General features: G+C 60.3%; 21 protein-coding genes and 3 pseudogenes. 11 read left to right on the top strand and 13 right to left on the bottom strand.

Annotated elements, in window-relative coordinates; genetic code table 11:
• Positions 1–583 (top strand): annotated as a pseudogene (gene map, locus P0D80_RS42505) (type I methionyl aminopeptidase); the annotation flags it as partial.
• A 205-nt stretch (positions 584–788) separates the two neighbouring features.
• Positions 789–1,070, top strand: a complete 282-nt coding sequence (locus P0D80_RS42510) for a hypothetical protein (protein WP_408292758.1) — start codon at positions 789–791, stop codon at positions 1,068–1,070.
• Positions 1,071–1,084: 14 nt separating this feature from the next.
• Here the strand turns inward: P0D80_RS42510 and P0D80_RS42515 are convergent, their stop codons facing one another.
• Together P0D80_RS42515 and P0D80_RS42520 are read right to left on the bottom strand one after the other, a co-directional pair.
• The gene (locus P0D80_RS42515; RefSeq protein WP_408292761.1) at positions 1,085–2,017 is read right to left on the bottom strand and encodes an MBL fold metallo-hydrolase; all 933 of its coding nucleotides are present in this window, start codon (positions 2,015–2,017) and stop codon (positions 1,085–1,087) included.
• Positions 2,018–2,252: 235 nt separating this feature from the next.
• Positions 2,253–2,348 (bottom strand): annotated as a pseudogene (locus P0D80_RS42520) (IS5/IS1182 family transposase); the annotation flags it as partial.
• A gap of 86 nt (positions 2,349–2,434) precedes the next feature.
• Here P0D80_RS42520 and P0D80_RS42525 point away from each other — a divergent pair.
• The gene (locus P0D80_RS42525) at positions 2,435–4,357 is read left to right on the top strand and encodes a hybrid sensor histidine kinase/response regulator (RefSeq protein ID WP_408292764.1); all 1,923 of its coding nucleotides are present in this window, start codon (positions 2,435–2,437) and stop codon (positions 4,355–4,357) included.
• Between the two features lie 137 nt (positions 4,358–4,494).
• On the opposite strand, the gene P0D80_RS42530 is transcribed toward P0D80_RS42525, so the two are convergent.
• Entirely contained in the window at positions 4,495–5,130 is a 636-nt protein-coding gene (locus tag P0D80_RS42530; protein WP_408292767.1) for an Hsp20/alpha crystallin family protein, read from the bottom strand.
• Positions 5,131–5,349: 219 nt separating this feature from the next.
• Positions 5,350–5,796, bottom strand: a complete 447-nt coding sequence (locus tag P0D80_RS42535; RefSeq protein ID WP_408292770.1) for an HdeD family acid-resistance protein — start codon at positions 5,794–5,796, stop codon at positions 5,350–5,352.
• A gap of 282 nt (positions 5,797–6,078) precedes the next feature.
• Between P0D80_RS42535 and P0D80_RS42540 the strand changes: the two genes are divergently transcribed.
• Positions 6,079–6,513, top strand: a complete 435-nt coding sequence (locus P0D80_RS42540) for a PRC-barrel domain-containing protein (protein ID WP_408292772.1) — start codon at positions 6,079–6,081, stop codon at positions 6,511–6,513.
• Positions 6,514–6,601: 88 nt separating this feature from the next.
• Here the strand turns inward: P0D80_RS42540 and P0D80_RS42545 are convergent, their stop codons facing one another.
• Both P0D80_RS42545 and P0D80_RS42550 read right to left on the bottom strand, forming a co-directional pair.
• Complete coding sequence (locus P0D80_RS42545) at positions 6,602–7,096, bottom strand: MgtC/SapB family protein (protein ID WP_408292839.1); 495 nt, start codon at positions 7,094–7,096, stop codon at positions 6,602–6,604.
• An 85-nt stretch (positions 7,097–7,181) separates the two neighbouring features.
• Positions 7,182–7,385, bottom strand: a pseudogene (locus P0D80_RS42550) (maleylacetate reductase); the annotation flags it as partial.
• A gap of 174 nt (positions 7,386–7,559) precedes the next feature.
• On the opposite strand from P0D80_RS42550, the gene P0D80_RS42555 reads away from it, so the two are divergent.
• The gene (locus P0D80_RS42555; RefSeq protein ID WP_408292775.1) at positions 7,560–8,387 is read left to right on the top strand and encodes a helix-turn-helix domain-containing protein; all 828 of its coding nucleotides are present in this window, start codon (positions 7,560–7,562) and stop codon (positions 8,385–8,387) included.
• Between the two features lie 123 nt (positions 8,388–8,510).
• Here the strand turns inward: P0D80_RS42555 and P0D80_RS42560 are convergent, their stop codons facing one another.
• The gene (locus tag P0D80_RS42560; RefSeq protein WP_408292778.1) at positions 8,511–9,077 is read right to left on the bottom strand and encodes a phosphate-starvation-inducible PsiE family protein; all 567 of its coding nucleotides are present in this window, start codon (positions 9,075–9,077) and stop codon (positions 8,511–8,513) included.
• A 312-nt stretch (positions 9,078–9,389) separates the two neighbouring features.
• Here P0D80_RS42560 and P0D80_RS42565 point away from each other — a divergent pair, with 312 nt between their 5' ends.
• Together P0D80_RS42565 and P0D80_RS42570 are read left to right on the top strand one after the other, a co-directional pair.
• Complete coding sequence (locus P0D80_RS42565) at positions 9,390–9,872, top strand: DUF308 domain-containing protein (RefSeq protein ID WP_408292781.1); 483 nt, start codon at positions 9,390–9,392, stop codon at positions 9,870–9,872.
• A gap of 98 nt (positions 9,873–9,970) precedes the next feature.
• Complete coding sequence (locus P0D80_RS42570; protein WP_408292785.1) at positions 9,971–12,799, top strand: ATP-dependent Clp protease ATP-binding subunit; 2,829 nt, start codon at positions 9,971–9,973, stop codon at positions 12,797–12,799.
• A gap of 67 nt (positions 12,800–12,866) precedes the next feature.
• On the opposite strand, the gene P0D80_RS42575 is transcribed toward P0D80_RS42570, so the two are convergent.
• From P0D80_RS42575 to P0D80_RS42595, 5 genes are all read right to left on the bottom strand, one after another.
• Positions 12,867–13,139 (bottom strand): UBP-type zinc finger domain-containing protein, encoded by a 273-nt coding sequence (locus P0D80_RS42575; protein WP_132380287.1) that lies wholly within the window; start codon positions 13,137–13,139, stop codon positions 12,867–12,869.
• Positions 13,140–13,218: 79 nt separating this feature from the next.
• Entirely contained in the window at positions 13,219–14,469 is a 1,251-nt protein-coding gene (locus P0D80_RS42580) for an NAD(P)/FAD-dependent oxidoreductase (RefSeq protein WP_408292789.1), read from the bottom strand.
• 32 nt (positions 14,470–14,501) lie between these two features.
• Positions 14,502–14,741: a DUF6566 family protein gene (locus tag P0D80_RS42585; RefSeq protein WP_408292792.1), complete on the bottom strand. Its 240-nt coding sequence runs from the start codon at positions 14,739–14,741 to the stop codon at positions 14,502–14,504.
• Between the two features lie 67 nt (positions 14,742–14,808).
• On the bottom strand, positions 14,809–15,084 hold the full coding sequence (locus tag P0D80_RS42590) for a hypothetical protein (RefSeq protein WP_408292795.1): 276 nt from the start codon (positions 15,082–15,084) through the stop codon (positions 14,809–14,811).
• Positions 15,085–15,601: 517 nt separating this feature from the next.
• Entirely contained in the window at positions 15,602–16,132 is a 531-nt protein-coding gene (locus P0D80_RS42595; RefSeq protein WP_408292798.1) for a DUF1269 domain-containing protein, read from the bottom strand.
• Positions 16,133–16,787: 655 nt separating this feature from the next.
• Here P0D80_RS42595 and P0D80_RS42600 point away from each other — a divergent pair.
• Both P0D80_RS42600 and P0D80_RS42605 read left to right on the top strand, forming a co-directional pair.
• Complete coding sequence (locus P0D80_RS42600; protein WP_408292801.1) at positions 16,788–17,759, top strand: EAL domain-containing protein; 972 nt, start codon at positions 16,788–16,790, stop codon at positions 17,757–17,759.
• 215 nt (positions 17,760–17,974) lie between these two features.
• Positions 17,975–19,675 carry a diguanylate cyclase domain-containing protein gene (locus tag P0D80_RS42605; protein ID WP_408292804.1) on the top strand — a complete coding sequence of 567 codons (1,701 nt, stop codon included), beginning with the start codon at positions 17,975–17,977 and terminating at the stop codon, positions 19,673–19,675.
• A gap of 14 nt (positions 19,676–19,689) precedes the next feature.
• Here P0D80_RS42605 and P0D80_RS42610 read toward each other — a convergent pair whose 3' ends face one another.
• On the bottom strand, positions 19,690–21,141 hold the full coding sequence (locus P0D80_RS42610) for an aminotransferase-like domain-containing protein (RefSeq protein WP_408292842.1): 1,452 nt from the start codon (positions 21,139–21,141) through the stop codon (positions 19,690–19,692).
• A 321-nt stretch (positions 21,142–21,462) separates the two neighbouring features.
• Here P0D80_RS42610 and P0D80_RS42615 point away from each other — a divergent pair, with 321 nt between their 5' ends.
• Complete coding sequence (locus tag P0D80_RS42615) at positions 21,463–22,944, top strand: EAL domain-containing protein (protein ID WP_408292807.1); 1,482 nt, start codon at positions 21,463–21,465, stop codon at positions 22,942–22,944.
• A 65-nt stretch (positions 22,945–23,009) separates the two neighbouring features.
• Positions 23,010–24,461: an aminotransferase-like domain-containing protein gene (locus P0D80_RS42620; protein WP_408292811.1), complete on the top strand. Its 1,452-nt coding sequence runs from the start codon at positions 23,010–23,012 to the stop codon at positions 24,459–24,461.
• Positions 24,462–24,751: the final 290 nt, after the last annotated feature.

Below are 24,751 nucleotides of genomic sequence, written 5' to 3' on the forward strand. Positions count from 1 at the left end.
GCCGGGACCGCTTAACTCTTCACGTAACAATGTTGTTTGTCACGGTGTTCCGTCCACGACAGACATCCTGCAAAGCGGGGACATCGTTAATTTCGACATTATTCTAGAGAAGAATGGCTACATTGCTGATTCCAGTAAGACCTATCTTGTGGGAGAGGTGTCTCCGCTCGCTAAACGGCTCGTGCAGGTGACCTACGAAGCGATGTGGAAAGCGATCGAGGCCGTTCGCCCCGGCGCCAGACTTGGGGACGTAGGTCATGCTATTGAACGGCACGCTCGCAGAAATGGCTATTCGGTCGTACGGGAATATTGCGGACATGGCATCGGGCGTGAAATGCACGAGGAGCCGCAAGTGCTGCATTAGGGTGAGCCGGGGACAGGTTTGCTGTTGCGGGAAGGCATGGTGTTCACCATCGAACCCATGATCCACCAGGGGCGACAATCTGTTCGAACCGAAGAAGACGGCTGGACGGTGGTCACGCGCGATGGGCAACTGTCTGCGCAGTTTGAACACACCGTGGCCGTGACGCAAAAGGGCGTACAGGTCTTGACGCTACGATCCGAGGAAAGGGTGCCCAACTGATAGCTTGACGGCCGTGGGCCACGCATTTGGGAGAAGAGTCCATTCAATGGCAGATCGCTGATCGTCGACCGACATTCATTCGTCGATCATGAAGGAGCGACATTGGCCGCAATGAACCACACGCTGACCGACTCGGGACGACATGAGCGGAACTTAGGCTTGTACGTGCAGACGTCGATTGCGTTGCACTATGCGGACTCTCGTGGTGCGCCGCGCGTTTACCGATGTCTGTCGACAGGCTGCCAACCAGTTCGGCTGCATCAAGGAATCAAAACGGCTGCGACAGCCGCAACACGAAGAGGTCGATCTTCTCAAGGTGCTTCGCGGCGGCGTATTGATCGTGCGGTTGAAGCAGCGCCGGCACGTCTGGCGCTCGAACATCGGCATGCGGACCGATGGGGATCTGTTGCAAAAAGCCGCCGCGAGTCTTGTGAACTCGTGGCGTTTTTTTGTCCATCGTCAGTGCGATCTATACGGCGATGATTGATAGTCGATCATCCATCAGTAGTCCCACTGCACCGGCACGAAACGGAAGCTTTTACCGTTCTTTGCAATGTGACCAATAGACGGGAACGCGACATGCGCTGCGGCCAGCAGAGCGCCAGTTTCGGCGGCTTCGTTGAGCAGCGCGATACGCACATCCGCAGCCATCTCAGGCTCGTGCTCGAAGCCATTTTGCCATCGGGGATTGTCGAAGTTGACTTCGAAAATCGCGTCGCCTACGAACGTCAGCTTCTCGCCGTCTGATGCGACGTCCACGACGCAGTGCCCCGGCGTGTGTCCACCCGTCACGCGGGCCGACACGCCCGCTGCGACTTCCACGGTCTGATCGAACCGCACGATGTTTTCGCAATAGAGTTCCACGAACTTTGCGGCAGCCTTGCGGAGTGCGGGAGGAACCGTTTCCGGCATCACCGTCTTGCTGAAGTCGGGATTTTTCCAGAACTCCACTTCCGCAGCCGACACGTGAATGCGCACGTCCGGACGCAGCTTGGCCTTGACGCCATCAACGTTCAGCCCGCCGACGTGATCCATGTGCATATGCGTAACGACGATGTCGGTGATCGCAGCCAGGTCGATGCCTGCCGATTCCAGGCGCATCATGGACCGACCGGCGCGCGTGAAGTATTCGAAACCGTCACCCACGCCCGAGTCGATCAGGATCAGGCGTTCGCCGCTGCGCACGAGCGCGATATTCAGCGCCCAGTCGAACATGTCACGTTGCAGGAAACGGCCATCGAACCATTCGTTGCGGTCTGCTTCGCTCACGTTAGTGGACATCGTGGAGGTCGGCAGCGGCAGGACGCCATCGCTGATCAGCACGACATCGACATCGCCCACGCGCACGGCGTAGCGGGAAGGCACGAGTTCGCCTGAACCTTCTTTGCCAAGATTGGCGGTGACAGGCTGCACGTTACGGGTTGTTTCGCTCATGGCAATAGTCCTCTTAATCGGTGGGGTAAGCAGCACTGGGCGGCGCGGTTCACGAGCACGAGCATGAGTTTCGCATGCTTCGTGTTGCTCGCGTTTCGACACGACCGTGGGACTGATTCTAGCCAGCGGGGGTGAACGCCAGTAGCGTCGCGAGTGTGCTCAGCGTGTTGTCCGAACGGCAACAATGACGAGTTTGACGAGGGGCCCGTGAATGTCAGCACGGCGCTCGAAAGTCATTGCGCGATGTCCGCCGGTGCCGCTCGGAGTTGTAGCCGCGATCGGCGTCGATCACGCGGGGACGTTGCAGTGGATGGCCGCGCAATCCGCGCAATCCGCGCATCGGCGGAAACCCGCGACCTCGAAATGCACGACTCGGGCCGATACAATCTGCTGCTGCCACTGCCAACATTTGAGCTCATGAACCCGCTCGTCACACCAAAAACCGCGTTATCGGACGCCCAGCGTTTCGAACTGCTCGTAACCAGTGTCCGGGATTACGCCATTTATATGCTTGACCCCAGCGGTTATATCGCGAGCTGGAATAGCGGCGCCCAGCGTTTCAAGGGCTACGCGGCCACTGAAATCATCGGGCAGCATTTCTCCCTGTTTTATACGGAGGAAGACCGCACTGCGGGCGTGCCTGAGACGGCGTTGCGCACCGCCATGGAGCAGGGAAAGTTCGAGGCAGAAGGCTGGCGTGTCAGAAAGGACGGCACGCGGTTCTGGGCGAGCGTCGTGATTGATCCTATTCGCAACGACGCGGGCGAGCTGCTGGGATTTGCGAAGATCACCCGGGATATTACCGACCGTATGCTTGCCAGCGAGGCATTGCGTAAAAGTGAGGAGCAGTTCCGTATTCTCGTTCACGGCGTCACCGATTACGCCATCTACATGCTGTCGCCGACAGGCGAGGTAGTGAGCTGGAATGCCGGCGCCGCGCGGATCAAGGGCTACGAGGAGGCTGAGATTATCGGCAAGCACTTTTCCTGTTTCTACACAGCCGAAGACTGCGCGGCCGGTGCTCCGGCTTCGGTTCTGGCGACGGCCGCGTCAAAGGGCCGTGTGGAACGCGAAGGTTGGCGTGTTCGCAAGGACGGCACGCGCTTCTGGGCCCATGTCGTCGTGGACGCGATACACGGCGAGGATGGCGTGCTTGTTGGATTCGCAAAGGTCACACGCGACATGACCGAGAGGAAGGGGGCGGCCGCCGCGATCGAGCGGGCGAATCTCGCTCTCTTCCAGTCGCAGAAGTTGGAGGCAATCGGGCAACTCACGGGCGGAATCGCGCACGACTTCAACAACCTGCTCGCGGTTGTTTCCAACGGCCTCCAGGTGCTCGCTACCCAGTCGCGCACGCACCTCGACGTCAAGATGATCCAGAGCATGCAGCGGGCAGTGGATCGCGGTGCGTCGCTGACGCAACAGCTGCTTTCTTTTGCCCGCCAGCAGCCGCTGAAGGCGGAGTGCCATGATCTGAATGTCCTGATCCGCGATTTCGAGCCAATGCTGCGGCGCGCCGGCATGGAGGGCGTAGCCATTGAAGTGCGAACGGCCGCGGAAGCGGCGTTGACGTGGATCGATGCCCCGCGCTTCGAGGCGGCGCTGCTGAACCTCGTCGTCAATGCAAGGGACGCGCTGCCGGGTGGCGGACGGATCGTTGTCAGCACACAGATCGTAGAACTCCAGGCAGGCGCCGTCGGCGCGTTGCAGGAAGCCTCGTATGTTCGGGTATCGGTCGCGGACAACGGCGAGGGGATGCCCGGAGAGGTCGTTGCCCGGGCATTTGAACCGTTTTTCACGACGAAGGAGCCGGGCAAGGGGACCGGTCTTGGTCTGAGTCAGGTTTATGGGTTCATCACGCAGTCCGGCGGCGACGTCGTGATCACCAGCGTAGTGAACGAGGGGACATCGGTCGACCTTTACCTGCCTCAGACATCAGGGGACGCACACGAGACGGCAGAGCATTCCACACAGCTTGCCGTTGAGACAGTGCTGCTGGTGGAAGACGAGGCGGACCTGCTAAGCGGGGCAGCCGAACTGTTCCGCAGTATCGGCTATGAAGTGGTGACTGCCGCAAACGCGGCAGAGGCCAGCGAGGTTCTCCGGGCGCGAACCGACATCGATATTATCTTCAGCGACGTCGTGATGCCGCAAGGCAGAAGCGGAATCGAACTCGCCCGCTTCGTGAGGTCGACCCATCCACATGTGAAAGTGGTGATGACATCCGCCTATCCACTCGCGGCGTTGCGTCGAGAACACGGCGAAATCGGCGAATTCGTGTTCGTGCATAAGCCATATCGGCTTTCGGACGTCGCCAAAGCCATGCGGACGTCTTCCTGAAGGGTTTTTCAAGTCGTCTACTTTCGGTCATATGGACGTGTCTCTGCGGGCTCGATGCCGGCATGGGCGGAATCATCGAGACCGCGGAAGGTGACGAGTAGTTTCACAATAGGCCTGAGCGCGGAGTGCGGATTGCGTTATTTGATCTCGATGCGCCGCCTGGCTGCCGGTTCTCCGGCCGCTTTGGGGAGACGCAGCGTCAACGCGCCGTTTTCGAATCTGGCCTCCGCCCGGTCGAGATCGATGCCCGCGGGCAGTGGGACCGCGCGCTGAAAGTGTCCAAACGACCGCTCGACCCGATAGCATCCCTGTTCTTCGCTCGTTGATTCGAAGCGCTTGTCGCCGCTGATGATCAGCATGTCTTCAATCACTTCGAGTTCGACGTCGTCGCGGGTCATGCCCGGCAATTCGACGACGATACGCAGAGCGTCGCCATCGTCGGTGACGTCGATCCGCGGTTGAAACTCGTTCGCGCTGAAGTCGCCGAACCAGCTTCCGAGCGGTCCACGGCCGCCGAACGGATCGCGGATCAATTCGGCGAACAGATGAATCGGATCAGGCAGCGGCCAGTTGGCGGGCAAGAGTGAAGCTGGCGCCGCGGCGGCTGCCGTCGGTGTCCCATTGCCGGTTTGCGTGCCGCCAGTCTGTTGCCCGCTTTGCCGGACGCCTTCCTGACCGTTGCGCGGCGCACCCGCGTGGTCCGATGCGCTTGTTTGCGCGGAGTGTGAGCGTAAAAACCGGAACGGATTCCATTTGTCGAGATCTAGCAGCATGTGATTCTCCTTGCGTGAGGCACGCCAGTGCCAGCCCCAGTGCGCCGCGAGTGCGGGCGCGGGTTGGACCATGTGACCCGCGAGCGCCTGCGAGCGGTGCGTTCACGGATGCGATGGCGCGTGCGGCTCGCCAGTCAGGCCGTCATGATGCCAGGCACGCGCGGTGATGCCGAGTACGAACAGCAGCGAGCCCGTGAACAGCGCATACACGCCGATCAGCTAGACGAGCGCTAGTGCGCCGGCACCCGGAAAGAGCAGCACGAAAATGCCGAACAGCACGGACAGCACGCCGGTCAGCACCAGCATCCATGCATGGCGCAGCCGCGTTGCTGCGATCAGATCGAATACGCCGGTGATAATCGCGTTCGCGCCGATGACGGCGACCAGCACCAGCGTGGTAATGCCCGGCACTAATGCGGCGATCATACCGGCGCCGATGCTGCAGATGCCGAGCAGCAAGGGCACCCACCAGCCGCCGTGCGTCGCGCGGTAGCGGATGGCTCCGACAATCGCGACAATGCCACCGGCGATTGCGTAGGCGCTAAACAGGGTGATAAGCAGTAGCAGAGTGAGGCCGGGCCAGAATAGCGCCAGACTGCCAAACAGTAGCCCTAACGTGCCACGCAGAATGAGCATCCACCATGCGCGTCCAAGCAGTTCATCCATGTGGGACTCCAAGCTGTACCGTCATGCGATGAACATCAGTCTAGGCTCCACGCAGCTGCGATTCTTTCGCGTTTCTGCCACGCGTTTCCGCGATTCTGCATTCGTTCACGAGTCGTGCGTAATGGCATCCAGACGCACGAAAATAACTCACTCCATCACCGCTTTTTTATAGCGGCTTGCCGTGAGACCTTCTAACATGAACTTACGCCGCGCACGGTCTGGCATTGCCTTTTTGTTGCTGGCCTGGTGTCGCACCGTCAACACCAGAACGAAGGAAATCCCATGAAAACGAATCTGCTTGTATTGCTGCTCGCGTCGTCGCTAGCACTCGCTCCGAACACGAACGCCCAGGTGGCCGGCGCCCAGCCGCTTGGTGTCACCGTGGAAGAGTCGGCCGCGATCGTAGCAGGCTGGAGCGTGAGAAAGTCGATCATGGACAAGCCGGTCTTCAACGAGAAGGGTGAGCGTGTCGGCGTCATTCATGACATTATCGTGGCACCGGACAAGTCGGTATCGTTTGCAATCGTCGCCGCAAACCAGTTTCTGGGAGTGTCGCATCACGACGTGGCCATTCCGATTGAGCAGCTCGATTTCGTCAATGGCAAACTGGTGCTTGCCGGTGCGACGAAAGATGCGATCAAGGCCCTGCCCGCGTTTCAATACGCAAAGGTACGCGCGACACCTAAGGCGAGGTCCGACTATAGCGAGCATCACTGACTTATGTCTCGCGTCGTCCGCGACCGATGCATTTGACGCGCGGCACATTCATTCCCTGGGCACTGCGCCAATTAGTGCCGCCGCGTGACTATTCGTCGTGCCGCATGACCGCCGCCTGCTCTTCGGGCGACTTTCTTAACCAGCGCCGGTGCAACGCACGTTCAATGCTGCCGCCCACCGAGAGCAGCAGCAGGAGCAGGGCGGTGGCAATACCCGCAATCTGCCAGGCGCCGATGCCGCACACAATGCCGAGCGCGGCGGTGACCCAGATCGAAGCCGCCGTCGTCAAGCCGCTGATCCTGCCGGTGGCGCGGTTTTGCAGGATCACCCCGGCGCCGAGAAAACCGATGCCCGTAATGACGCCCTGAATCGCACGACCGGCGTCACTGCTGTCGCTGAAACCGTGCAGTTCGAAGGACATGCCGGCCATCGTGACGAGACATGCACCGAGCGCAACGAGGCCTAGCGTCTTCACACCGGTTGGTTTGCCGTGCAGGTTTCGATCGAGCCCGACGATGCAGCCCACCAGCACTGCCGCGACCATGCGCAAGATCGCCTGAAGCAACTGCAGGTGTGAAATCATTGGCATCCCGCTAAGGTTTCCAGCTAACGTCGCATTCGGCGAGCACCTGGCTGCTCTCTACAGTCTAGCGCCGAGGGGAGCAAACTGCTTGGGCGTTATACCCCGTTACGAAGGACAAGCCGGGCGGCAACTCACGTGATAGCTCGGGTCGTAGATGACCGTCTTCGGCAACACATGCAGGTCGCGTCCCGTACGTTTCAGACCGTCCTCATTCGCCATAGATCGGCGTCATCCCTTGGCGTGCATTCGTGGTCGGGATCGCGATCATCGGGAGGCTCGCTTCGAGCGCGGCCTTCAATTCCTCATGCTCTCGGCGACGGGATTGTTCCTCCGGATCGCCGCGATGGTTAGCGACGATTTCTCGCCTGCCGCATTTGCCCATATAACAAATCCACCTTAGGAAGCCTTGATTTCGGCGTAAGCTTGGGTATGCAACGAGGCAACGAGGAGACTTCTGCTTGTCATGGAACAAACGACTGGATTGACCCCGGATTACGGGTTGCGCTGCCAACCCATGAACGTCGCTTTCACCAACGGCGGGCCGAATACCGTGCAGGGACTTCGGCTCGTTATGCCGACAGGTACCACTGTTGTGCAGGCTGCGGGCTGTGACGACCTCGGAGTGAATCACTCCATGCTGATAAGTGCGCCATTTGTCGCAGTCATTCCGGCGGGCGCGCAGTTGGCCAGGATCGCCGACAACGATTCCAAGGGGTGGGTCATCGCGCTCAGAAGGGGCGTACTTGGACAAGCCTCGCAAGAAGCGTTTGTAGCCGTCCCGAAATGGTCCAGGTCTTGGGATCCGTTCCTGCGTGAGGTGGCGGACACATTGAGTGCTTTGCATCGTGTGGAACTCGTCGACGCTGCCTGCGCCGACGCTTTCGCCGATGTCATCTCGGTGCACATCGCTCTTTACTACGGGCACTGTGCTGGTGCGGCAGCGCCAGATACGCCTCTTACGCTTCAAATGCTGAGTCGCGTTGAAGCCTTCGTTCATGAGCATATAGCCGAAACCATTTTGGTCGGGCAACTCGCGATGCTGGTGCACATGGGCACATCAAACTTTGCACGCGCTTTCAAAACGGCGACAGGCAATCCGCCGCATCTATACGTGACACTCGAACGAGTGAAATTTGCCAGGACGATGTTGAGCCAACAAACCCCTCCTCTGGTTGACGTTGGCGCGCTCGCGGGGTTTCAGACTCAACAGCATTTCACCGAAGTGTTTCATCGATACACCGGCGTAACGCCACGCGCATACCGGCTTGCCCGCCGTAACGTCAGTAGCTGATTCATTGGCGAAGTTGCGGGCATCACGACGAAGGTCGAACTGGAAGCGGGATCCGGGTCTCCCCTGGTAGTCGACGACGTGCGCTAAACCGGCGCTTTTGTTCTCGTCGTGCGGCAGCCCGAGTCAATCGACCCGCCGCGCACCTTCGCCGGATCGTGTTTCCTGCTGCCGCTGTGCATACAGGGTCCGGTCGACTTCGGCGTCCGGTGCCGAGGTCGCGTCGACAGGGTCGTCGCGTTGCCGCATCAGCCAGTAGACGATCCCCAGCGCCACCAGCGCAAACGCAAGCGCCGCGATCTGCGAGGGTGCGCTGGCCGGATCGAGAATAATGAATTTGCGGGCGATGGCAAGCAGCGCAACGAGAACCACTGTCTTGACCTGAACGATATGATCGCGCCGCGCCATCACGCGCGTAATCGAATGTTTGAATTCCATTGCGATCAGCAACGTCATGACCATGCCGAAGACCGTTTGGAACACTGCGTGATCGAGCGGGTTTAGTGCGTCCGAAACTAGCAATGCAGTCACCGCGCGAATCAATTGCCAAAGCGACACGAGAATGATGACGGAGATCACCAGGCTCAGCACATGCGCGACAAGCTGTTCGAAGCGTTCATAAAACGTGAGTACGTCCCACTGCAGACGCAGTGCATCGAAATCCCGGCGCAGCCTGCTTTTCTTTCTGTCCATGATCTGGCTTCCGGGCGGGCGTGGATACGCCGTGCGCGCACAGCGGGGGGCGGATTGCACGTGCGTCGTGCGAAGGTCAGCTGACGATGTGGCAGTTCATGCGCCACGGTCTTTCGGGTTCGTGCTGTTTTTTTACAGATAGCTGCTTGAACGCAACCGGCGGACGTCATTGTCAACGGCTGACAGGACAGCCGTAGAAGGAAGCAGCCTTGACGTAACCGGCAAATGTAACCACGTCACCGTTAGTGCACCGTGCATCGCCTTCGTTCGACGAAGCGCCTGACGCTCGCCAAATGGATGTGTTCGAGCCGAGTGCCGCGCGAAGCGAATTGCGGGCATTGGGAGACGCGCGCCAGGATCGCAGAATCCCGACAAGTCTTCGCAGGAATGAGAAAGAAGTCGCTTCTGTCGGCGCGTAGTGTCGAATCTGCCGTCACCCGGTCGCGTGGCCGCTTGCGCCGCGCCCGGTTGCTGTACGCAACCGGCACTATTTCGCTGGTATTCGGCGTGCTCGTGATCGCGTGGCCCGGCGCTGGCGTGCTTGCACTTGTTTGGATGATCAGTGCGCACGCTATTTTCAGCGGTGCTTTGCTACAGATGCTCACCGGTCTGATCCGGACCCGTTCGGCGGCCTGGGCCGCTGGAACTGTGGTTCGGCGATTTGAATCGCATCTGGTTTCAGCCGCGCATTCGACGCAGTCGACGACGGCGACGCGTGCCCAAGGCGGGCGAGACAAAGCAGACCGAGATCAGGTGACCCGCGAATCCCGCAAGGCCTCGCCACGAGGGATGTAGAGCAGTGCGTCGGCGAGGCAGAAATATCCAGGATATGGACAGCCCAGCCGTCCACGTCGCAACGCACAGCGCGTGGGCAGAACCTGAAGAGGAACATCATGGCCAAGTGCAGTGTTTGCGGTAAACCGGCGACTACACAGATCACGATCACCGAGAACGGCCAGCGCCGCCAGTTGATGCTTTGCGACGAACATCACATGCAGTTCATGGCACGCCATCAGCGCAGCCTGTCGCCGCTCGAGTCGCTTTTCCACGGTGGGCTGTTCGAGCGCCTGTTCGACGAGGGATGGTCGCCATTCGAAAACGGCGGCACGGACTGGGAGCGGGCAGGGCGTCCCGCGCCTGACCGCGCGTCGGTTTCGGCCGGGTCATCCGGTCCAGCTCAAGCAGCAGGCGGACCGGACAGCAGCGGTGCCCGCCCTCGCCGACGCAGGCGTGCACGTGAGGGCGTCGACCTGCAGAGCTTTCTGAGCGAAAGCGGGCTCGACCGGCTGCAGGCGGCCGCGCAGAAAGCTGTCGAGTTCGGCAAGAACGAGGTCGACACGGAACATCTGCTGCTCGCGCTCGCCGATAGCAACGTCGTCAACGAAATCCTGCGCGAGTTCAAGCTCGATGCCGACGATATCAAGCGCACCATCGAACAGGACGCGCCGCGCGGTACGGCCAAAGCCGATGGAGACGAGGCCCGCATCGGCGTTTCGCCGCGCGCAAAGAGCGCGCTCGAACATGCACTCGTGGCCTCGCGCGAGCTCGACCATAGCTATGTCGGCCCGGAACACATCCTGATCGGTCTCGTCGAGGAAGGAGACGGCTTCGCCGGCGAGCTGCTGCGCAAACTCGGGTTGACGTCGCAATCCCTGCGTCAGAAAGCAGTGAAGGTGGTGGGCCAGGGCGCGGAAGACGGCAGCGTCGAAGGCCGCTCCTCCACCCCGACGCTCGATAAATACGCGCGCGATCTAAGCGAGCTGGCAAAGCTCGGCAAGCTGGATCCGGTAATCGGCCGTGACAAAGAAATCGAAACCACCATCGAAGTGCTCGCGCGGCGCCGCAAGAACAACCCGGTTCTGATCGGCGAGCCGGGCGTCGGCAAGACGGCGATCGTCGAAGGTCTGGCGCAACGCATCGCGCAGGACCAGATCCCTGAAGTGCTACGCGGCAAGCGCGTGGTCGAGCTGAACATCAACAGCGTGGTGGCGGGCGCGAAATATCGGGGCGAATTCGAAGAGCGCGTCAAGCAGGTGCTCGACGAAATCGTCGCGAACCAGGACCGGCTGATCATTTTCATCGACGAGCTTCATACGATCGTCGGCGCGGGCCAGGGCGGCGGCGAAGGCGGGCTCGATATCGGCAACGTATTCAAGCCGGCGCTTGCGCGCGGCGAGCTGCATCTGATCGGCGCAACCACGCTCAATGAATACCAGAAGTACATCGAAAAGGATTCGGCACTCGAACGGCGCTTCCAGCCAGTGATGGTGCCCGAGCCGAGCGTCGAGGACACGATTGATATCCTGCGCGGCCTGCGCGACCGGCTTGAGGCACATCACAAGGTGAAGATCACCGAAGAGGCGATCACGGCCGCGGCGAAGCTGTCGGATCGCTATATCGCCGCCCGCTTCCTGCCCGACAAGGCTATCGACCTGCTCGACCAGGCCGCGGCTCGCGTGCGCATTTCGTCGAACTCGCGACCGCAGGCGCTGCAGGGAATCGAGGCCACTGTCCGTCGTCTGCGTCAGGAGCAGGACTCGGCGAGCGCGGCCAAACAGTTCGACAAGGCGAAGGAACTGCAGGAGAAAATCAAGGCCGAGCAAGCGCGTCTGAATGAGTCGACCGAGGCCTGGAAGAAGGAACGCGGCACCAGTTCGCAGGAAGTCGGGGCGGAAGACATCGCGCAGATTGTATCCTCGCTGACCGGCGTGCCGGTGTCCGAACTCACAGCCGAGGATCGCGAAAAGCTGCTGCGTCTGGAAGACCGTTTGAGGGAACGCGTTGTCGGACAGGACGAAGCCGTCACGGCCGTATCAAAGGCCGTGCGACTTTCACGCGCGGGGTTGACGGAAGCTGGCAAGCCGATCGCCAGCTTCCTCTTTCTCGGACCGACCGGCGTTGGCAAGACCGAACTCGCGAAGGCGCTCGCCGCCGCGGTATTCGGCGACGAGAACGCACTCGTGCGCATCGACATGAGCGAATACTCGGAACGCCACACGGTGGCCCGTCTCGTCGGCGCGCCTCCCGGCTATGTCGGCTACGAAGAAGGCGGCCAGCTGACCGAGCGCGTGCGGCGCCACCCATACAGTGTCGTGCTGCTCGACGAGATCGAAAAGGCGCATTCCGAAGTGCACAACATCCTGCTGCAACTGTTCGACGAAGGACGTCTGACGGACGGCAAGGGACGGCTCGTGGATTTCACCAACACCGTGATCATCGCCACCAGCAACATCGGCTCGCAGATGATTCAGGACAACATGAAGGCCGATTCGAAACAGCTGGACTATCCCGCGCTGCGCGACCGGCTGATGGAAGTCCTGCGGCATCACTTCAAGCCGGAGTTCCTGAACCGTGTCGATGAAGTGGTTGTGTTCCATGCGCTCGGCAGGGAGCAGATCCGCCGGATCGTCGACCTGCAGCTCCAGCGCGTGCAGCGCACGGCGGCCGCGCAGAATATCGAACTGTCGTTCGACGATGCACTGCGTGATCATCTGGCCAGGGTTGGATACGATCCGGAGTTCGGCGCGCGGATGTTGAAGCGCAAGATCCGTATGGAAGTGGAATCGGAACTCGCCGACTCGCTGTTACGAGGCGACGTGCGCAGCGGCGATGCTGTCGAAATCGACTGGGACGCCAGCGAAAAGGCCGTACGTGTGAAAAAGCTGGCGGCGCAGGAATCGACCGGCGAAGAAGCCAGGAAAGCCGCCGAAGCCCCGGCCTGAGGCTCGGAAACGACGGGTACGGCCGACGGGTACGGCCGGCGGAGTCAACGCCGCCAGCTGTACCCGCTTACAGTGCCACTTCTCCCGCGATCATCTCGTCGCGATAGCACCAGATCCACGATTCGCCCGGTTCAATGGAACGCACCAGCGGGTGGCCGGTCGCGTGATAATGCGCGCTCGCATGGCGATCGGGCGACGAGTCGCAACAAGCGACATGACCGCACGACATGCAGAGCCGCAGATGTACCCAGGAGTGGCCGAGTTTCACGCAGTCTTCGCAATAGTGCTTCGTGGTCTGCAATACGCGGATTCCATCCAGATGCGTGCAGGTGGGAGTCATGGTCAGCTCCTGGTGATGAGATTACGACAAAGAAAGCAGACGGCGCATGATGTGCTTCATGTGAGGCACATGAAGCACATCATGCGCCGCTCAGATAGCGGTGCACGAGCGCTACCGCCGTGGCTCCTTCGCCGACGGCGGCCGCTACGCGTTTGATCGAGCCGTGGCGGACATCGCCAGCGGCGAACACGCCGGGCATGCTGGTTTCCAGATACAGCGGCTCGCGATCCAGCGGCCACTGCAGCTTCTGGTCCGTGTCGTGGAGGTCAGTGCCCGTCACGAGATAGCCGGCTTCATCGCGCGCCACGCCCACTTCTTTGGCCCAATCAGTCTGCGGCAGGCCGCCAATGCAAACGAAGAGCCAGTTCGTCTTCACGCGTCGCGCTTCGCCGCCGCGGCGATCGGTCAGCGTGATTTCGCGCAGCACGTCGTCGCCATGCAATGCGGTAACGGTCGTGCAGGTCAGCACCTCGATGTTTGACGCGGATGAAATACGGTCGATCAGGTACTGCGACAGTGTGCTTTTCAGCGACGTGTCGCGCACCACCATCGTGACGTGATTGCAGTACTGGGAAAAATGCATCGCGGCCTGCCCCGCCGAATTGCCGCCGCCCACGATGTACACGTCTTCGCCGCGGATCAGCGATGCCTCGCTCGCACCCGCGCCGTAGTACACACCCGTGCCGCTGAAGCGCGCTTCGTCTGGCAAGTCGAGCCGCCGGTACGCGACACCTGTCGCGCACACCGACGTGCGTGCCGTGATCCGCGTACCGTCTTCGAGATAGACGATACCGTTTCCCGTCGAGAAATCCGCGCGCACGCCGGAACGGGCCAGCAGGATTTCCGCACCGAAGCGGACTGCCTGATCGCGAGCCCGCTCGGCGAGCTCCGTTCCGCTGACACCGTCCGGAAACCCCAGGTAGTTCTCGATCTTCGAAGTGCTGCCAGCCTGCCCACCAACGGCCCAGCGCTCCACCAGCACCGTGCGCAATCCCTCGGATGCACCGTAGACCGCGGCGCTCAGACCGGCCGGCCCGGCGCCATAGATCGCGAGATCGTATTCCGAACGTGACGGGCTGCGAAACCAGCCGAGCTTTTCGGTGATCTGCCGGACAGTCGGACATTCGAGTCGCGTGCCGTCGTGAAACTCGCATACCGGCAGGCGCGAGTCGCGAAGGTGCTGCACCTGTGCCAGCTTCACCGCCTCTTCATCGTTATTGAGTTCGATCCACTCGAAGGGAATGTCGCAACGATGCAGGAAATCGCGGATCGCATAGCCTTCCGCCGACCGCATGCGTCCATAGATCTTGACCATGTGTGCCTCGCCCATGTCTGTGTTCGGGTCATGTGTGTGGTCAACCGTCAAAGGGAATCCGCCGACGCTTCGATCTTTTGCCGTACGAAGCGGCGGCCCCATTCGAAGCCGTCACGCACGGCTTCGGCCTCGGTTAACCATTCCGGCTGAACGGTCTCGGGACGACACTCGGTCAACGTATCCGAAGCCTTGCGTACGTTGACCTTCGCGCGCCATGCGCCGAATTCGTTCTGCTCCGGCTGCACCGCGATCTCGTACCCTTGCCAGGCAAGCGTGTTTGTCTGCATACGGTGTCCGACGTCTGCCGCGACGCCGCCTCAAGTTATTGAACGCACTGGCCGGCGCACGTTCGTCTCAATCCGGCAGAACGAACTCAGTACGCATGTCCTCGATGACACGCCTGACCTGTCGAAGATAGTCGGTGCCGCTCTCGTTGAGCGCGAGCATGTCCCAGTTCCGGCCGGAGGCGTCGGGCGGATGCCGCTCGGGCAGCGGCACGCGAACTCGCAAATGGTGGGGGACGTCGGCTGCAAGCTGCTCGACGCGCCGCTGTGTTTCGCCGCGAATCTGCTCGGCCGTTTGAATGGACTTCGACATGGGCTTGCCCTCATGAGTGGCGAACGTCGTCACGGAGTCACGTCGCGTGAAAGTCTCGTGCGGAGATCACGCACGGATGATTGAAGTCTAGTGCCTGTTCGGCTGAAGGTAGAAGGCCGTTTGCCATTCATCTGGCTGTCCCACTCGGGCACCATCGGCGCAAAATCCGCGTACAGGCGTATGCGCAGAGATCGGACGTCGATTCGCGGTCAGGTTCGTGCTCGAGGGACACAGAGCGCGGCGTCGCGCGGCGGTGCCCGATCGATGCGCATGAGAAGCGCCATCGCCGCGCGTGTCTTTTTGAAAGGAGATACACGATGAGTATCCGGTGATCGGCGCTACGGGACAAGGGCCGCTTGGCGGCGGAAAAATTTCTTGGCGCAGGCATTCCCTTCACGCGCTCATCCGCAGCACGCGCACAGCGACTATTCATCGGGACTCGGGCGAGAGCGGTGACCCCCGGCCTGACGCATGAATAGCCGTGACGCTCGCCGCGAGCGCGACGAGTGGTGCTTCCTGCATTTTCATATCATCCTCCACCGGACGGTTTTCAGCTGGCCACGCCGCTGGTGTTCAAGCCCTCCAGTGCCTTTCTCAGACGTTCCTCCTGGTCGTTCGTCAGAGACGTCTTCAATACCTTTCCACCTAAAGGTTTCAGTTCCGGCAGAACCTTGTCGAAGTTCACCTGACGCACCAGGATGAAAAGCGCGGACGAACCCGCCTCGATGTTCTGGCCTGTCGAACGCATGAAATCGTCATCGATTCCATAGTCTGAGAGCGCGCCCGACAACGCGCCCGCGCCGGCGCCGACGGCCATGCCTGTCGCCAGTCCGACGAGCGGATTGAGCAATAACAAGCCCACCAGCGCACCGAACACACCGCCCCAGGCGGCGCCGCTGAGCGCGCCGATCCTGACGAGATCCACGGCTTGCTTGAGGTGTATCTTGCCCTTCGCGTCCCGGACCACGACGCAGGCATCCTCAAGGTCGATCAGGTGCTCTTTCTGCAGCTGCTGAAGCTTGTTCAACACCTGGTCGGCAGTGTCTTCACCTTTGAAACTCACAACAACTAGATCGCTCATTTACTCGCTCCTTCTTTCTGAAAGATGAACCGAAACACTGCCGGGACATGATGATTGATTTCAGTCCCCGTGCCACATGCAACCCGGTCAGCCGCTCGGCAAGACTGCAGCGGTGCCCCCCGCCCGGCACATACTTCCACATGCAGCGGCGGGCCATTGACGAGATGTAGTTATCAATGGAGATTAGACTTGCGCTGACTACGCTTCTTTCACCTTCCTGCCAAGAAATGTCGGATTTCTGTGATCGTGTCGAAACTTGCAGCAGCCTTGCGCGACAACCCGTCACGCCGCACTCATCGAATGCGACCGTGCGCTGGTTGGAGATCGCGGGGCGTTGGCTATAGCATGAAAAGTACTCGAGCACCGCGTCCGGTTCGGCGAAGGGACGCTTGACGAAAAGTCGCCGGGGTCATTCATACGTCGTGCCTCGCATAACGTCTTGACGGTTAAGGCGAGCGCGTGAGCCGCCGAATAAAGAGACAGGCCTGCTCAGCGAACTGCCGCGCCGACTTTCCCGCGTGTGCCGGTAATCTGATACGCATGTTTTGATACGTAACTGCTACTCGTTTTCCAAACGCAGTCAGGTCATAGTACGCAACACAGATAACGGTGCGAAAGCAACTTCATGCGATTTTTCCAACGTTGCACAGCACGAATGCGCCGGCTGCGACCTGTATTCGACGGGCATCTTGAAGTGAGGGTGACTGTTGCTGTCGCGTTGAGCGTGGCTGGTTTCTTCGCGGCCAGCCTGATCGCATCTCGAGACGCCGTGGTGCTGGTTGTCGCGCTATCGGCTTGCTTCGCGGTTATGTACGTTGGTTACCTGGTTCGTCCAAAAGCAAGATTGCGCCGCGCGGCGCGCATCGGTCTTCGCCGCGGAGAGTTCTATGTTGTCTATCAGCCCATTGTGGACATGCGCACGCGACATTGCGTCGGCATGGAAGCCCTGCTCCGGTGGGACCATCCAAAGTTCGGAGCTGGGGGCCCCGGGCAGTTCATTGGGGAACTCGAAGGCACGCGTCTGCTCTGCGCGTTGACCCGTTTCGTGCTGCGCGAGGCGAATAGCGCACTGACCCAACTGCCGTTTGCTCCGCACTGGCATATATCGGTAAATATCTGCGCCCGGCATCTGATGGAATACCGCTTTGTCGAGGATATCTGTGAGTCCGCCGGTCCGATGCTGGAGCGCCTCGTTCTGGAACTCACCGAACGCAGTTGCGTCGAGCGTACGCCGCGGGTTGTCAGGGCGCTTAGCCATTTGAGGCAACGCGATGTACGCCTGTCACTCGACGATTTCGGCACTGGCGTCAGCAATCTGGACTTACTCGCGGACTTTCGGTTCGACTACGTGAAAGTAGACCGGAGATTTCTAGCCATGCGCGGCGAAGCGCGAATCCAGTTTCTGAAGTCAATAGCCGGGTTGGTGCATACACTTGGTGCGAAAGTTGTCGTGGAAGGCGTGGAGAGCGCTGCGGAACACGATGTGGTGCAGCGCTCGGGAATCGACCTCGCGCAGGGATACTGGTATGGGAAGCCGATGGCAATCGATCAGTTTCGCGCGTTTGCGTCGGCGAAGACGTCGATAAGCGCGTTACAGAATCTGACCGGAACGGAGCATGTAGCGTGAAAGACGAAAGCATCATGGATGCTCAGCAGCAGCAACAACGATAACCAGCCAGCGCCACCATGCCACCAGAAACCGAATACGATCAGTACTTTGAGCGCGTGACCCGAGTCGCCGCGTGCGCGCTGAACTTACCAATATCCGTCGTATGTCTCGACAGACTAGGTCAGCCAGAAGTCATAGGCGCAAGCGGGTGCGAACGGGACCTCGTATTCCATGTGGAGTCGTACTATAACCGGACGCTCCAATGCGAGGAACCGTTCGTCGTCAGGGATGCGTTGTCCGATGCGGAGCTTGCGCAGGGGCCACTAGCAACCAGCGAATTGGGGATCCGCTTTTTCGCAGGTATTGCGCTGCGTCTACCGTGCGGCAAACCCATCGGTATGCTATGCGTGATGCACTCGTTGCCGCGGCGCTTCACGCGCCAACAGCGTCAGATGCTAGTAGACCTGGGGCAAATGATCGAGCACGAAGTTGGCCTGCGCAAGCTGGACAGCTCTGATCGTTTGCAGGTGCTTCAGGCGATCGACCGGCTTCAGGCCCAGCATGCACTTTACGTCGAGACGTTCCATCGGACGCCGGTCGCTATCGCGCATATCGGAAGGGACTGGGAGTGGCGGCACTTGAATGATGCCTGCGTGAAATTCTTCGCGCACTCGCGCGCTCCGCTGACAAAAACGAACGCACTCGATCTGCTGGGTGCGAGCGACCGGACCAAGCTTGAACAGGTCGTGCAGGCACTCAGTCGTGGCCGCGGGGTCGAGGTACTGACGCTGGACGTAACGTTCCGCTTGCGCAACAAGCAAAGTAAGCCAGCGCGAGTGCAGGTGGCACTTAAGCAGGCGGGGTCGACCCACGACGGAGGCTGGCTGTTTGTCATTCACGATACCCAGGCGGAGCAACGGGAAAAAGCCGCGCGCGATGCGCGAGAGGCTGCGTTGCATCGGGCAGCCCATGAGGCCTCGGAAGTTCTGCGCAGGTCGCATGAGCAGCTGACGACCGCCGAGCGACAATTGGGAGCTACGCGCGTGGATTTGCGCGCCATCGCTGACAATCTGCCGGTGCTGGTCGCTTATGTCGACGGTGAGCGACGTTATCGGTTCGCCAACTCAACCTATCGTGAGTGGTTTGGGTTGGACCCGGAGGTGATCGTGGGACGGCTCGCCCATGAGGTTCTCGACGCTGGCTATTTTGCTGCCATCGAGCCCTACGTCCAACGCGCGCTCAACGGCGAAAGGGTCGAGTACGAGGTTGGAGCGACGCTTAACGGGAGTCAACGTGTCCTGCGTGGTGTGCTGGTGCCGCGTCGCGTCCACGATCAGGCGGCTGACGGGTACTACCTGCTGGTGCAGGATGTGACGGAGCGAACGGCGTTGCTCGATCGCCTGCGGCATCAGGCGTTCCACGACGCGCTGACCGGCCTGCCTAACAGACGCTCGTTCTTCGACAGGCTGGAGGAAGCATGCGCAGCAGGAGGCGACGGTGTCGCTGCCATCATGTTTATCGACCTGGACGGCTTCAAGGCTGTGAACGATACATACGGGCATCAGTGCGGCGACGAAGTACTGGTTGAAACCGCGCGCCGGATCAGCCGCTGCGTGCGTGGCCGGGATCTGGTTGCGCGGCATGCCGGGGATGAGTTCACGGTGCTGCTGACTGGCCCTGAAATCGATCGTACTGCACTGGAGAGAATTGCACGTGCAATCCTGCTGACATTGAGCCAGCCCATAACGTTCGGGGCGAAGGTCGTACGGCTATCGGCGAGTATCGGCATGCTACTGCGCGGCCAGGTAGAGTCATTGAGTGGGGAAGCCCTGTTACGCGCGGCGGATGCCGCGATGTATCGTGCGAAAGTCGCCGGCAAGGCGCGTATCGTCGTGCATGAGCTTCACGATTCACCGGCCAGCGTGCCGGGTTGAGATCGACGCCCGTGTCATGCCGTCTGAACCGGACCAGCCAGCTTTGCGCCGCAACTCGATTCATCGGCGCACAGGGCGCCGAGTGTCGCGACCGCTTTATCGAGCCGTGCCGACCACGGGTATCCATAGTTCAGACGCACATGGTGTCGAAAGGCGCCATCCGCAGAGAAGATGGGTCCGGGCGCGATACTGATGCCACGGCTGAGCGCAGCCTGGAAGAGGTATATCGAGTCGACGTGATCCGGCAGCGCCACCCACGTGAAATAGCCGCCGTCAGACCTCGTCGCCATTGTACTGGCCGGGAAATACCGGCTAATCGCGTCGAGCATTTGCGATTGCTGAAGGGCCAACTCGCGTCGTAGTTTGTGCAGGAAACGTTCATAGCCGCCGTGCTCCAGATAGTCCGCGATTGCGCGCTGTGCTGGCATGCTGGCCGATAGCGTGGTCATCCATTTCGCGTGTTCCAGCCTGCCCGCGAACCTGCCGGCAGCCGCCCAGCCGATACGATATCCGGGCGCAAGGCACTTCGCGAACGATCCACAATGGATGACAAGACCCTGCCGGTCGAAGAATTTGGCCGGACGCACCGGGTGCGGACCAAAATGCAGCTGGTTGTAGACGTCATCTTCGATGAGCGGCACGTCGTGTCTGGCGAGCAGATCAACCAGTGCCTGCTTCCTGGAATCGTCCAGTGTCACCCCTGTCGGATTGTGAAACGAGGTCATGAACCAGCAGGCGCGAACCGGATGTTGCTGCAGTGCACGCGCGAGCGCATCCAGATCATGCCCCTTCACCGGGTCTACAGGAATCTCCACTACGTTCAGCCTCAGACGCTCGATAGCCTGCAGCGCTGCATAGAACGTCGGCTTTTCGATCACGATCACATCACCTGGAGCGGCGAGCAACTGGGCGCTTAGTGTCAAGGCTTCGAGTGCACCGCTCGTAATGATTATTTCGTCGACAGGCACCGTCATCCCCGCCATCAGGTAACGCAACGAAATCTGCTGGCGCAATCCTTCGTGCCCTGGTGGCAGTCCGTCGACCATGCTGGCCAGGTCCGTTGAACGATTGACCGTCGCGCACGACTTTCCGACGCGCGCCATCGGAAACAGCGCAGGGCTCAGGAACGCTGAACCAAGTGGGACAGTCTCGGGCTGCCTGATCGTCTTGAGGACCTCAAAGACAAGGTCGCTGATATTGACGGTCTTCGGGTCGGTGCCCGGCGAGGTCTCGGGCGTTGGCCGCGCCAATTTTATGGCAGTCGGCGACACGAAATAGCCAGAACGCGGGCGCGCTTTAATCAAGCCCCGACTTTCGAGCAGGTAATAGGCACGAAATACCGTCGCGGGGCTCACGCCCCAAGCCTTGCACGCCGCGCGCACCGAAGGGATACGCGCGCCGGGTGGCAGATCACCGCGCTTGATGAGCCCACTGAGTTGGTCGGCCAGCCGCTCGTACCGTTTCAACTTGTCCTCCTCACGGATAACACCATTGCGGGCATGTGACCAGCCCCGGTAGCACACACACCCGATGTTAGAAGAATGCCCCTTTTTAATCTGATACGGCCATTCTTTTGCAATCTGCTTCTATTGCGAACGCGCACACGCTGGCAAAGTGCGCCCCAGACAGTTTCCAGTTCTTCCGATGTTTCGCCTGCGTGTAGCGGTCCAATCGATAGCGATTTTTTAAGCCGAATTTTTAACGATAAATCAATGGCATCTCGGTTCCCAGTTTCAACTGTCAGATGCGCCGCGGTCATCGCGCCCCGCCGGGCCTGGAGACGAGGTATGGCAATCATGCTCGTCGCCTGCGCAGGCACCTCACTCGCTATTGCAGGTCCGCCCGACACGGGCTCCAGTCGCAGTCTGACGGTTGAAGGCAACGTCTGGCAGCAATTGAAGGACTTGCTTGCCGGACCACCGGCACCCCCGATTCGCTTCGGCTCAGCCTGCGCGTCTATTGCGCCGTTGCCCGCTATTCCCGCCGCCCTTGCCGGACCGGTTGCCGGCCCGATGTCTTTACTGACTATTACTTGCGATTCGCTCGACGACACGCGTGGCGATGCGACCGGCACCGCTGCTGCGATGGCCAGTTTGGGGCCGAACGCGGTGAGGCTGCTCAGGGAAGTGAAGTGGGATATCAGCGGCCACGCGGCGGCAGAACGAAACGGCCTTTTGGCCTCTGACGCTGTGGCCGGTCCCGCGTCGTGGTTCGACCGCGCGGAGCAGTCGCCGGAACCACCGGCGATGTCGCCTCCGGATTGCTCATTGGGTACGCGTTGTGAAACACAAGCAGTCTCACCTTCGATCGATACCGACACACTCGTCTCGGTGCAGCCTTCGGCGAGCACTGCTACGCAGCGTACCTCAGTATGGACCATATTAGGATTTATATTGTGGCCGATTCTGGTGGCGGTCCTGGTCGTTCTTGTCGGTTGGGCCCTCAAAAGGTGGTTTCGCTACGATAAGTCCCTGCTGCGTGCAGCGCGTGCAGGGCTGCGTCGAGGCCGGTTCCATGTTGAGTATCAACCTGTCGTTGGCGTGCGGCGGGCCAGGTGTGTCGGCATCGAAGCGTTACTGCGATGGGAAAACGAGAAATATGGCGCGCTGGGGCCGGCCCACTACATGAAGTTCATTGAGAGCAGCAGCCTGATTGGGCCCATGACGCGATTCGTCCTGTCGCGTGCCGCTGAGGATCTGCGGGAAATCGGCGCTCCGAAATCGCTCTACCTGGGCGTAACCGCTCCCGCTTCTTACCTGGTAAGTTCCGCGTTCATCGCGGACATGGGTGACGTTGGCTCCCTCGGTCTTCCACCGCTAATACTGAAGATCGGGGCAGACAGCGCGAGGAAGTTCAAAAAACGTCTCATCCCGATGATGGCACAGGCGCGTGATAAAGGAATGCGTTTTGCCCTGTCGGGCTTGCGTTCCACTGATGTCGGACTTGAACTGCCGCCAGGCATGAGCTTTGAGATGGTGAAGATCGACAGGGATGTGCTGGGAATGGATCCCGATGAACGCTCCGGACAGATCAGTGCGTTGACAAGCATGGGCCATGAGATGGGCGCTGTGGTCGTGGTCGAAGGCATCGAGAACATGGCGCATCACAATGTCGCGCGGGCAAGCCGAGCCGAATTCGGGCAAGGTTTCTTTTACAGCCGTGCACTCGGCGCCAGCCAGTTGAAGGCATTTCTCCAGACGGCAAACGCCCCGTCCTCAAAGTCGGGGGGAGCAGCAACCGTGCTTGGCTGGCGGGTCCGAAACTTCTGAATGAGGCATCCCGCCCGCAACAAGAACAACCTGAGTCGACTCTAATTAATTAGCATGACATAGTAATGAAGCGCTATCTCCAACTAGCGGCAGAGTTCGAAAACCTGATTGCGAACGGTACGCTTGAGCCCGGCGTGCGGCTCCCGTCGGTGCGCCAGGCGAGCAGTTCGTACCGCGTCAGCCCTTCAACGATTTTCCAGGGTTACTACACGCTCGAACGACGCGGCCTGATCGTAGCAAGACCTCGGTCGGGTTATTTCGTCGCAAGTCGGCCTGCGCTAACGAAACCACTACCAATCATTTCAAAGTGCAGTATTGACGAGGTTGATGGCGACAGCCTGATTATCCGCTTCATGAAGGCTCAACGTCGATGCGCGCATCCGGCGCTTGGCTCCTCGGAGCCAAGCGCCCAGCTGTTTCCGTTTGGGCGGATCTCACGCTCGTTGACTGCGGCGACTCGGAGGATGTCGAGTTCCCGGAATGCCTTGGTGGCAGGAAAGGCGGAAGCAGATCTGCGTCGCCAGATCGCCCTGCGCTACATTGTCACAGGGGTAACCGTTCCAATCGATGAGGTTATTGTGACGAGTGGCGCGCTCGATGCACTGATACTCTGTCTGCAGGTTCTGACGCGACCCGGCGACACCATCGCAATAGAACGGCCCGCATTCCATGCTGTGCACGATGCAGTCCAGCGCCTGCATCTGAAGGCCGTGGAAATCCCTGTCGATCCACACCGTGGACTCGACCTCGGCGTATTAGCGGAGGCGTTGCGGCAGCATCCGGTACGGGCTTGCTGGTTTATGACGACGCTGCACCAACCTACCGGCGCGACGCTCTCCGATGAACGGAAGGAGGCGCTCGTAAAGTTGCTGGCAAAGCATGGCGTGCCGCTGATCGAGGACGACGTATTCCGCGAACTGCATTTTGGCTTGACGCCCGCGTATCCGGCAAAACGCTTCGATTCTAACGGCCTAGTGCTGCACTGCGGTTCGTTTTCGAAGAGCCTGGCGCCCGGACTGCGCCTCGGTTGGGTAGCGGCGGGGCGATACGCCGCGAGCATTGAGCACGCGCGCTGGCTGACGATGGCCCCGGCGTCTGTGCCCGTGCAATGTGCAATTGCCGACTACCTTGAGCACGGCGACTACGACCGGCTTCTACGCAAATTGCGTCGCGAACTGGCGTCCCTTCAGAGCCGAATGGTAGCGGCCGTCGTCAGGTACTTCCCCAATGGGACATTAGTGGTCCGGCCGCCGGGCGGATTCTTTCTATGGGTGGAACTTCCGGAGGGAGTCGAGGCAGTGCAATTGTTCGAGATGGCGGAAGCGCACGAAATCGCGATAGCACCTGGTGCAATCTTTTCTTGCAGCCGCGAATTTCGCCGTCACATCCGGCTTAACTATGGACGTCTGTGGACCCCGGACGTTGAGAAGGAGATGCACACGTTGGGTATGCTGGCGAGGCGAGCAATGGCTGAGCAAGGGACAGCCCGGCATACTGGGCGCGAGGGAGCGGAATAAATAGTGGACGGGGAGCCATGATTGAAAGCGAAGCCACCTGTTGCGGACAACATCCGGGGTCGCCTACGCCCCGCATCTCGCGGCAGCCGGCCGAATGATATGCGAAGGATGGGTTAAAACCCAACGAGTAAAATTGCTGGCTGGCGGATGGCGAAACTGTGCAACCTGCGGGCGCGGCTTGGTGGTTTTATAAACATCTCGCACGCGGCGAAGAAGGTTGTGTTTGTCGGAACGTTCAACGCCGGCAAACTGGAAGTAAATATCAAGGATGGGCGCCCGCAATTTCTTCA

Source organism: Paraburkholderia sp. RL17-373-BIF-A (genome assembly GCF_046030175.1).
In the GTDB taxonomy this organism is placed as follows: Bacteria; Pseudomonadota; Gammaproteobacteria; order Burkholderiales; family Burkholderiaceae; genus Paraburkholderia.

What these genes read in the sequence shown, in the direction of transcription:
- P0D80_RS42515 (WP_408292761.1), bottom strand. Translation starts at nt 2,017, where the DNA reads ATGAGCGAAACAACCCGTAACGTGCAGCCTGTCACCGCCAATCTTGGC.
- P0D80_RS42525 (WP_408292764.1), top strand. Translation starts at nt 2,435, where the DNA reads ATGAACCCGCTCGTCACACCAAAAACCGCGTTATCGGACGCCCAGCGT.
- P0D80_RS42530 (WP_408292767.1), bottom strand. Translation starts at nt 5,130, where the DNA reads ATGCTGCTAGATCTCGACAAATGGAATCCGTTCCGGTTTTTACGCTCA.
- P0D80_RS42535 (WP_408292770.1), bottom strand. Translation starts at nt 5,796, where the DNA reads ATGGATGAACTGCTTGGACGCGCATGGTGGATGCTCATTCTGCGTGGC.
- P0D80_RS42540 (WP_408292772.1), top strand. Translation starts at nt 6,079, where the DNA reads ATGAAAACGAATCTGCTTGTATTGCTGCTCGCGTCGTCGCTAGCACTC.
- P0D80_RS42545 (WP_408292839.1), bottom strand. Translation starts at nt 7,096, where the DNA reads ATGATTTCACACCTGCAGTTGCTTCAGGCGATCTTGCGCATGGTCGCG.
- P0D80_RS42555 (WP_408292775.1), top strand. Translation starts at nt 7,560, where the DNA reads ATGGAACAAACGACTGGATTGACCCCGGATTACGGGTTGCGCTGCCAA.
- P0D80_RS42560 (WP_408292778.1), bottom strand. Translation starts at nt 9,077, where the DNA reads ATGGACAGAAAGAAAAGCAGGCTGCGCCGGGATTTCGATGCACTGCGT.
- P0D80_RS42570 (WP_408292785.1), top strand. Translation starts at nt 9,971, where the DNA reads ATGGCCAAGTGCAGTGTTTGCGGTAAACCGGCGACTACACAGATCACG.
- P0D80_RS42575 (WP_132380287.1), bottom strand. Translation starts at nt 13,139, where the DNA reads ATGACTCCCACCTGCACGCATCTGGATGGAATCCGCGTATTGCAGACC.
- P0D80_RS42580 (WP_408292789.1), bottom strand. Translation starts at nt 14,469, where the DNA reads ATGGGCGAGGCACACATGGTCAAGATCTATGGACGCATGCGGTCGGCG.
- P0D80_RS42585 (WP_408292792.1), bottom strand. Translation starts at nt 14,741, where the DNA reads ATGCAGACAAACACGCTTGCCTGGCAAGGGTACGAGATCGCGGTGCAG.
- P0D80_RS42595 (WP_408292798.1), bottom strand. Translation starts at nt 16,132, where the DNA reads ATGAGCGATCTAGTTGTTGTGAGTTTCAAAGGTGAAGACACTGCCGAC.
- P0D80_RS42600 (WP_408292801.1), top strand. Translation starts at nt 16,788, where the DNA reads ATGCGCCGGCTGCGACCTGTATTCGACGGGCATCTTGAAGTGAGGGTG.
- P0D80_RS42615 (WP_408292807.1), top strand. Translation starts at nt 21,463, where the DNA reads ATGGCAATCATGCTCGTCGCCTGCGCAGGCACCTCACTCGCTATTGCA.
- P0D80_RS42620 (WP_408292811.1), top strand. Translation starts at nt 23,010, where the DNA reads ATGAAGCGCTATCTCCAACTAGCGGCAGAGTTCGAAAACCTGATTGCG.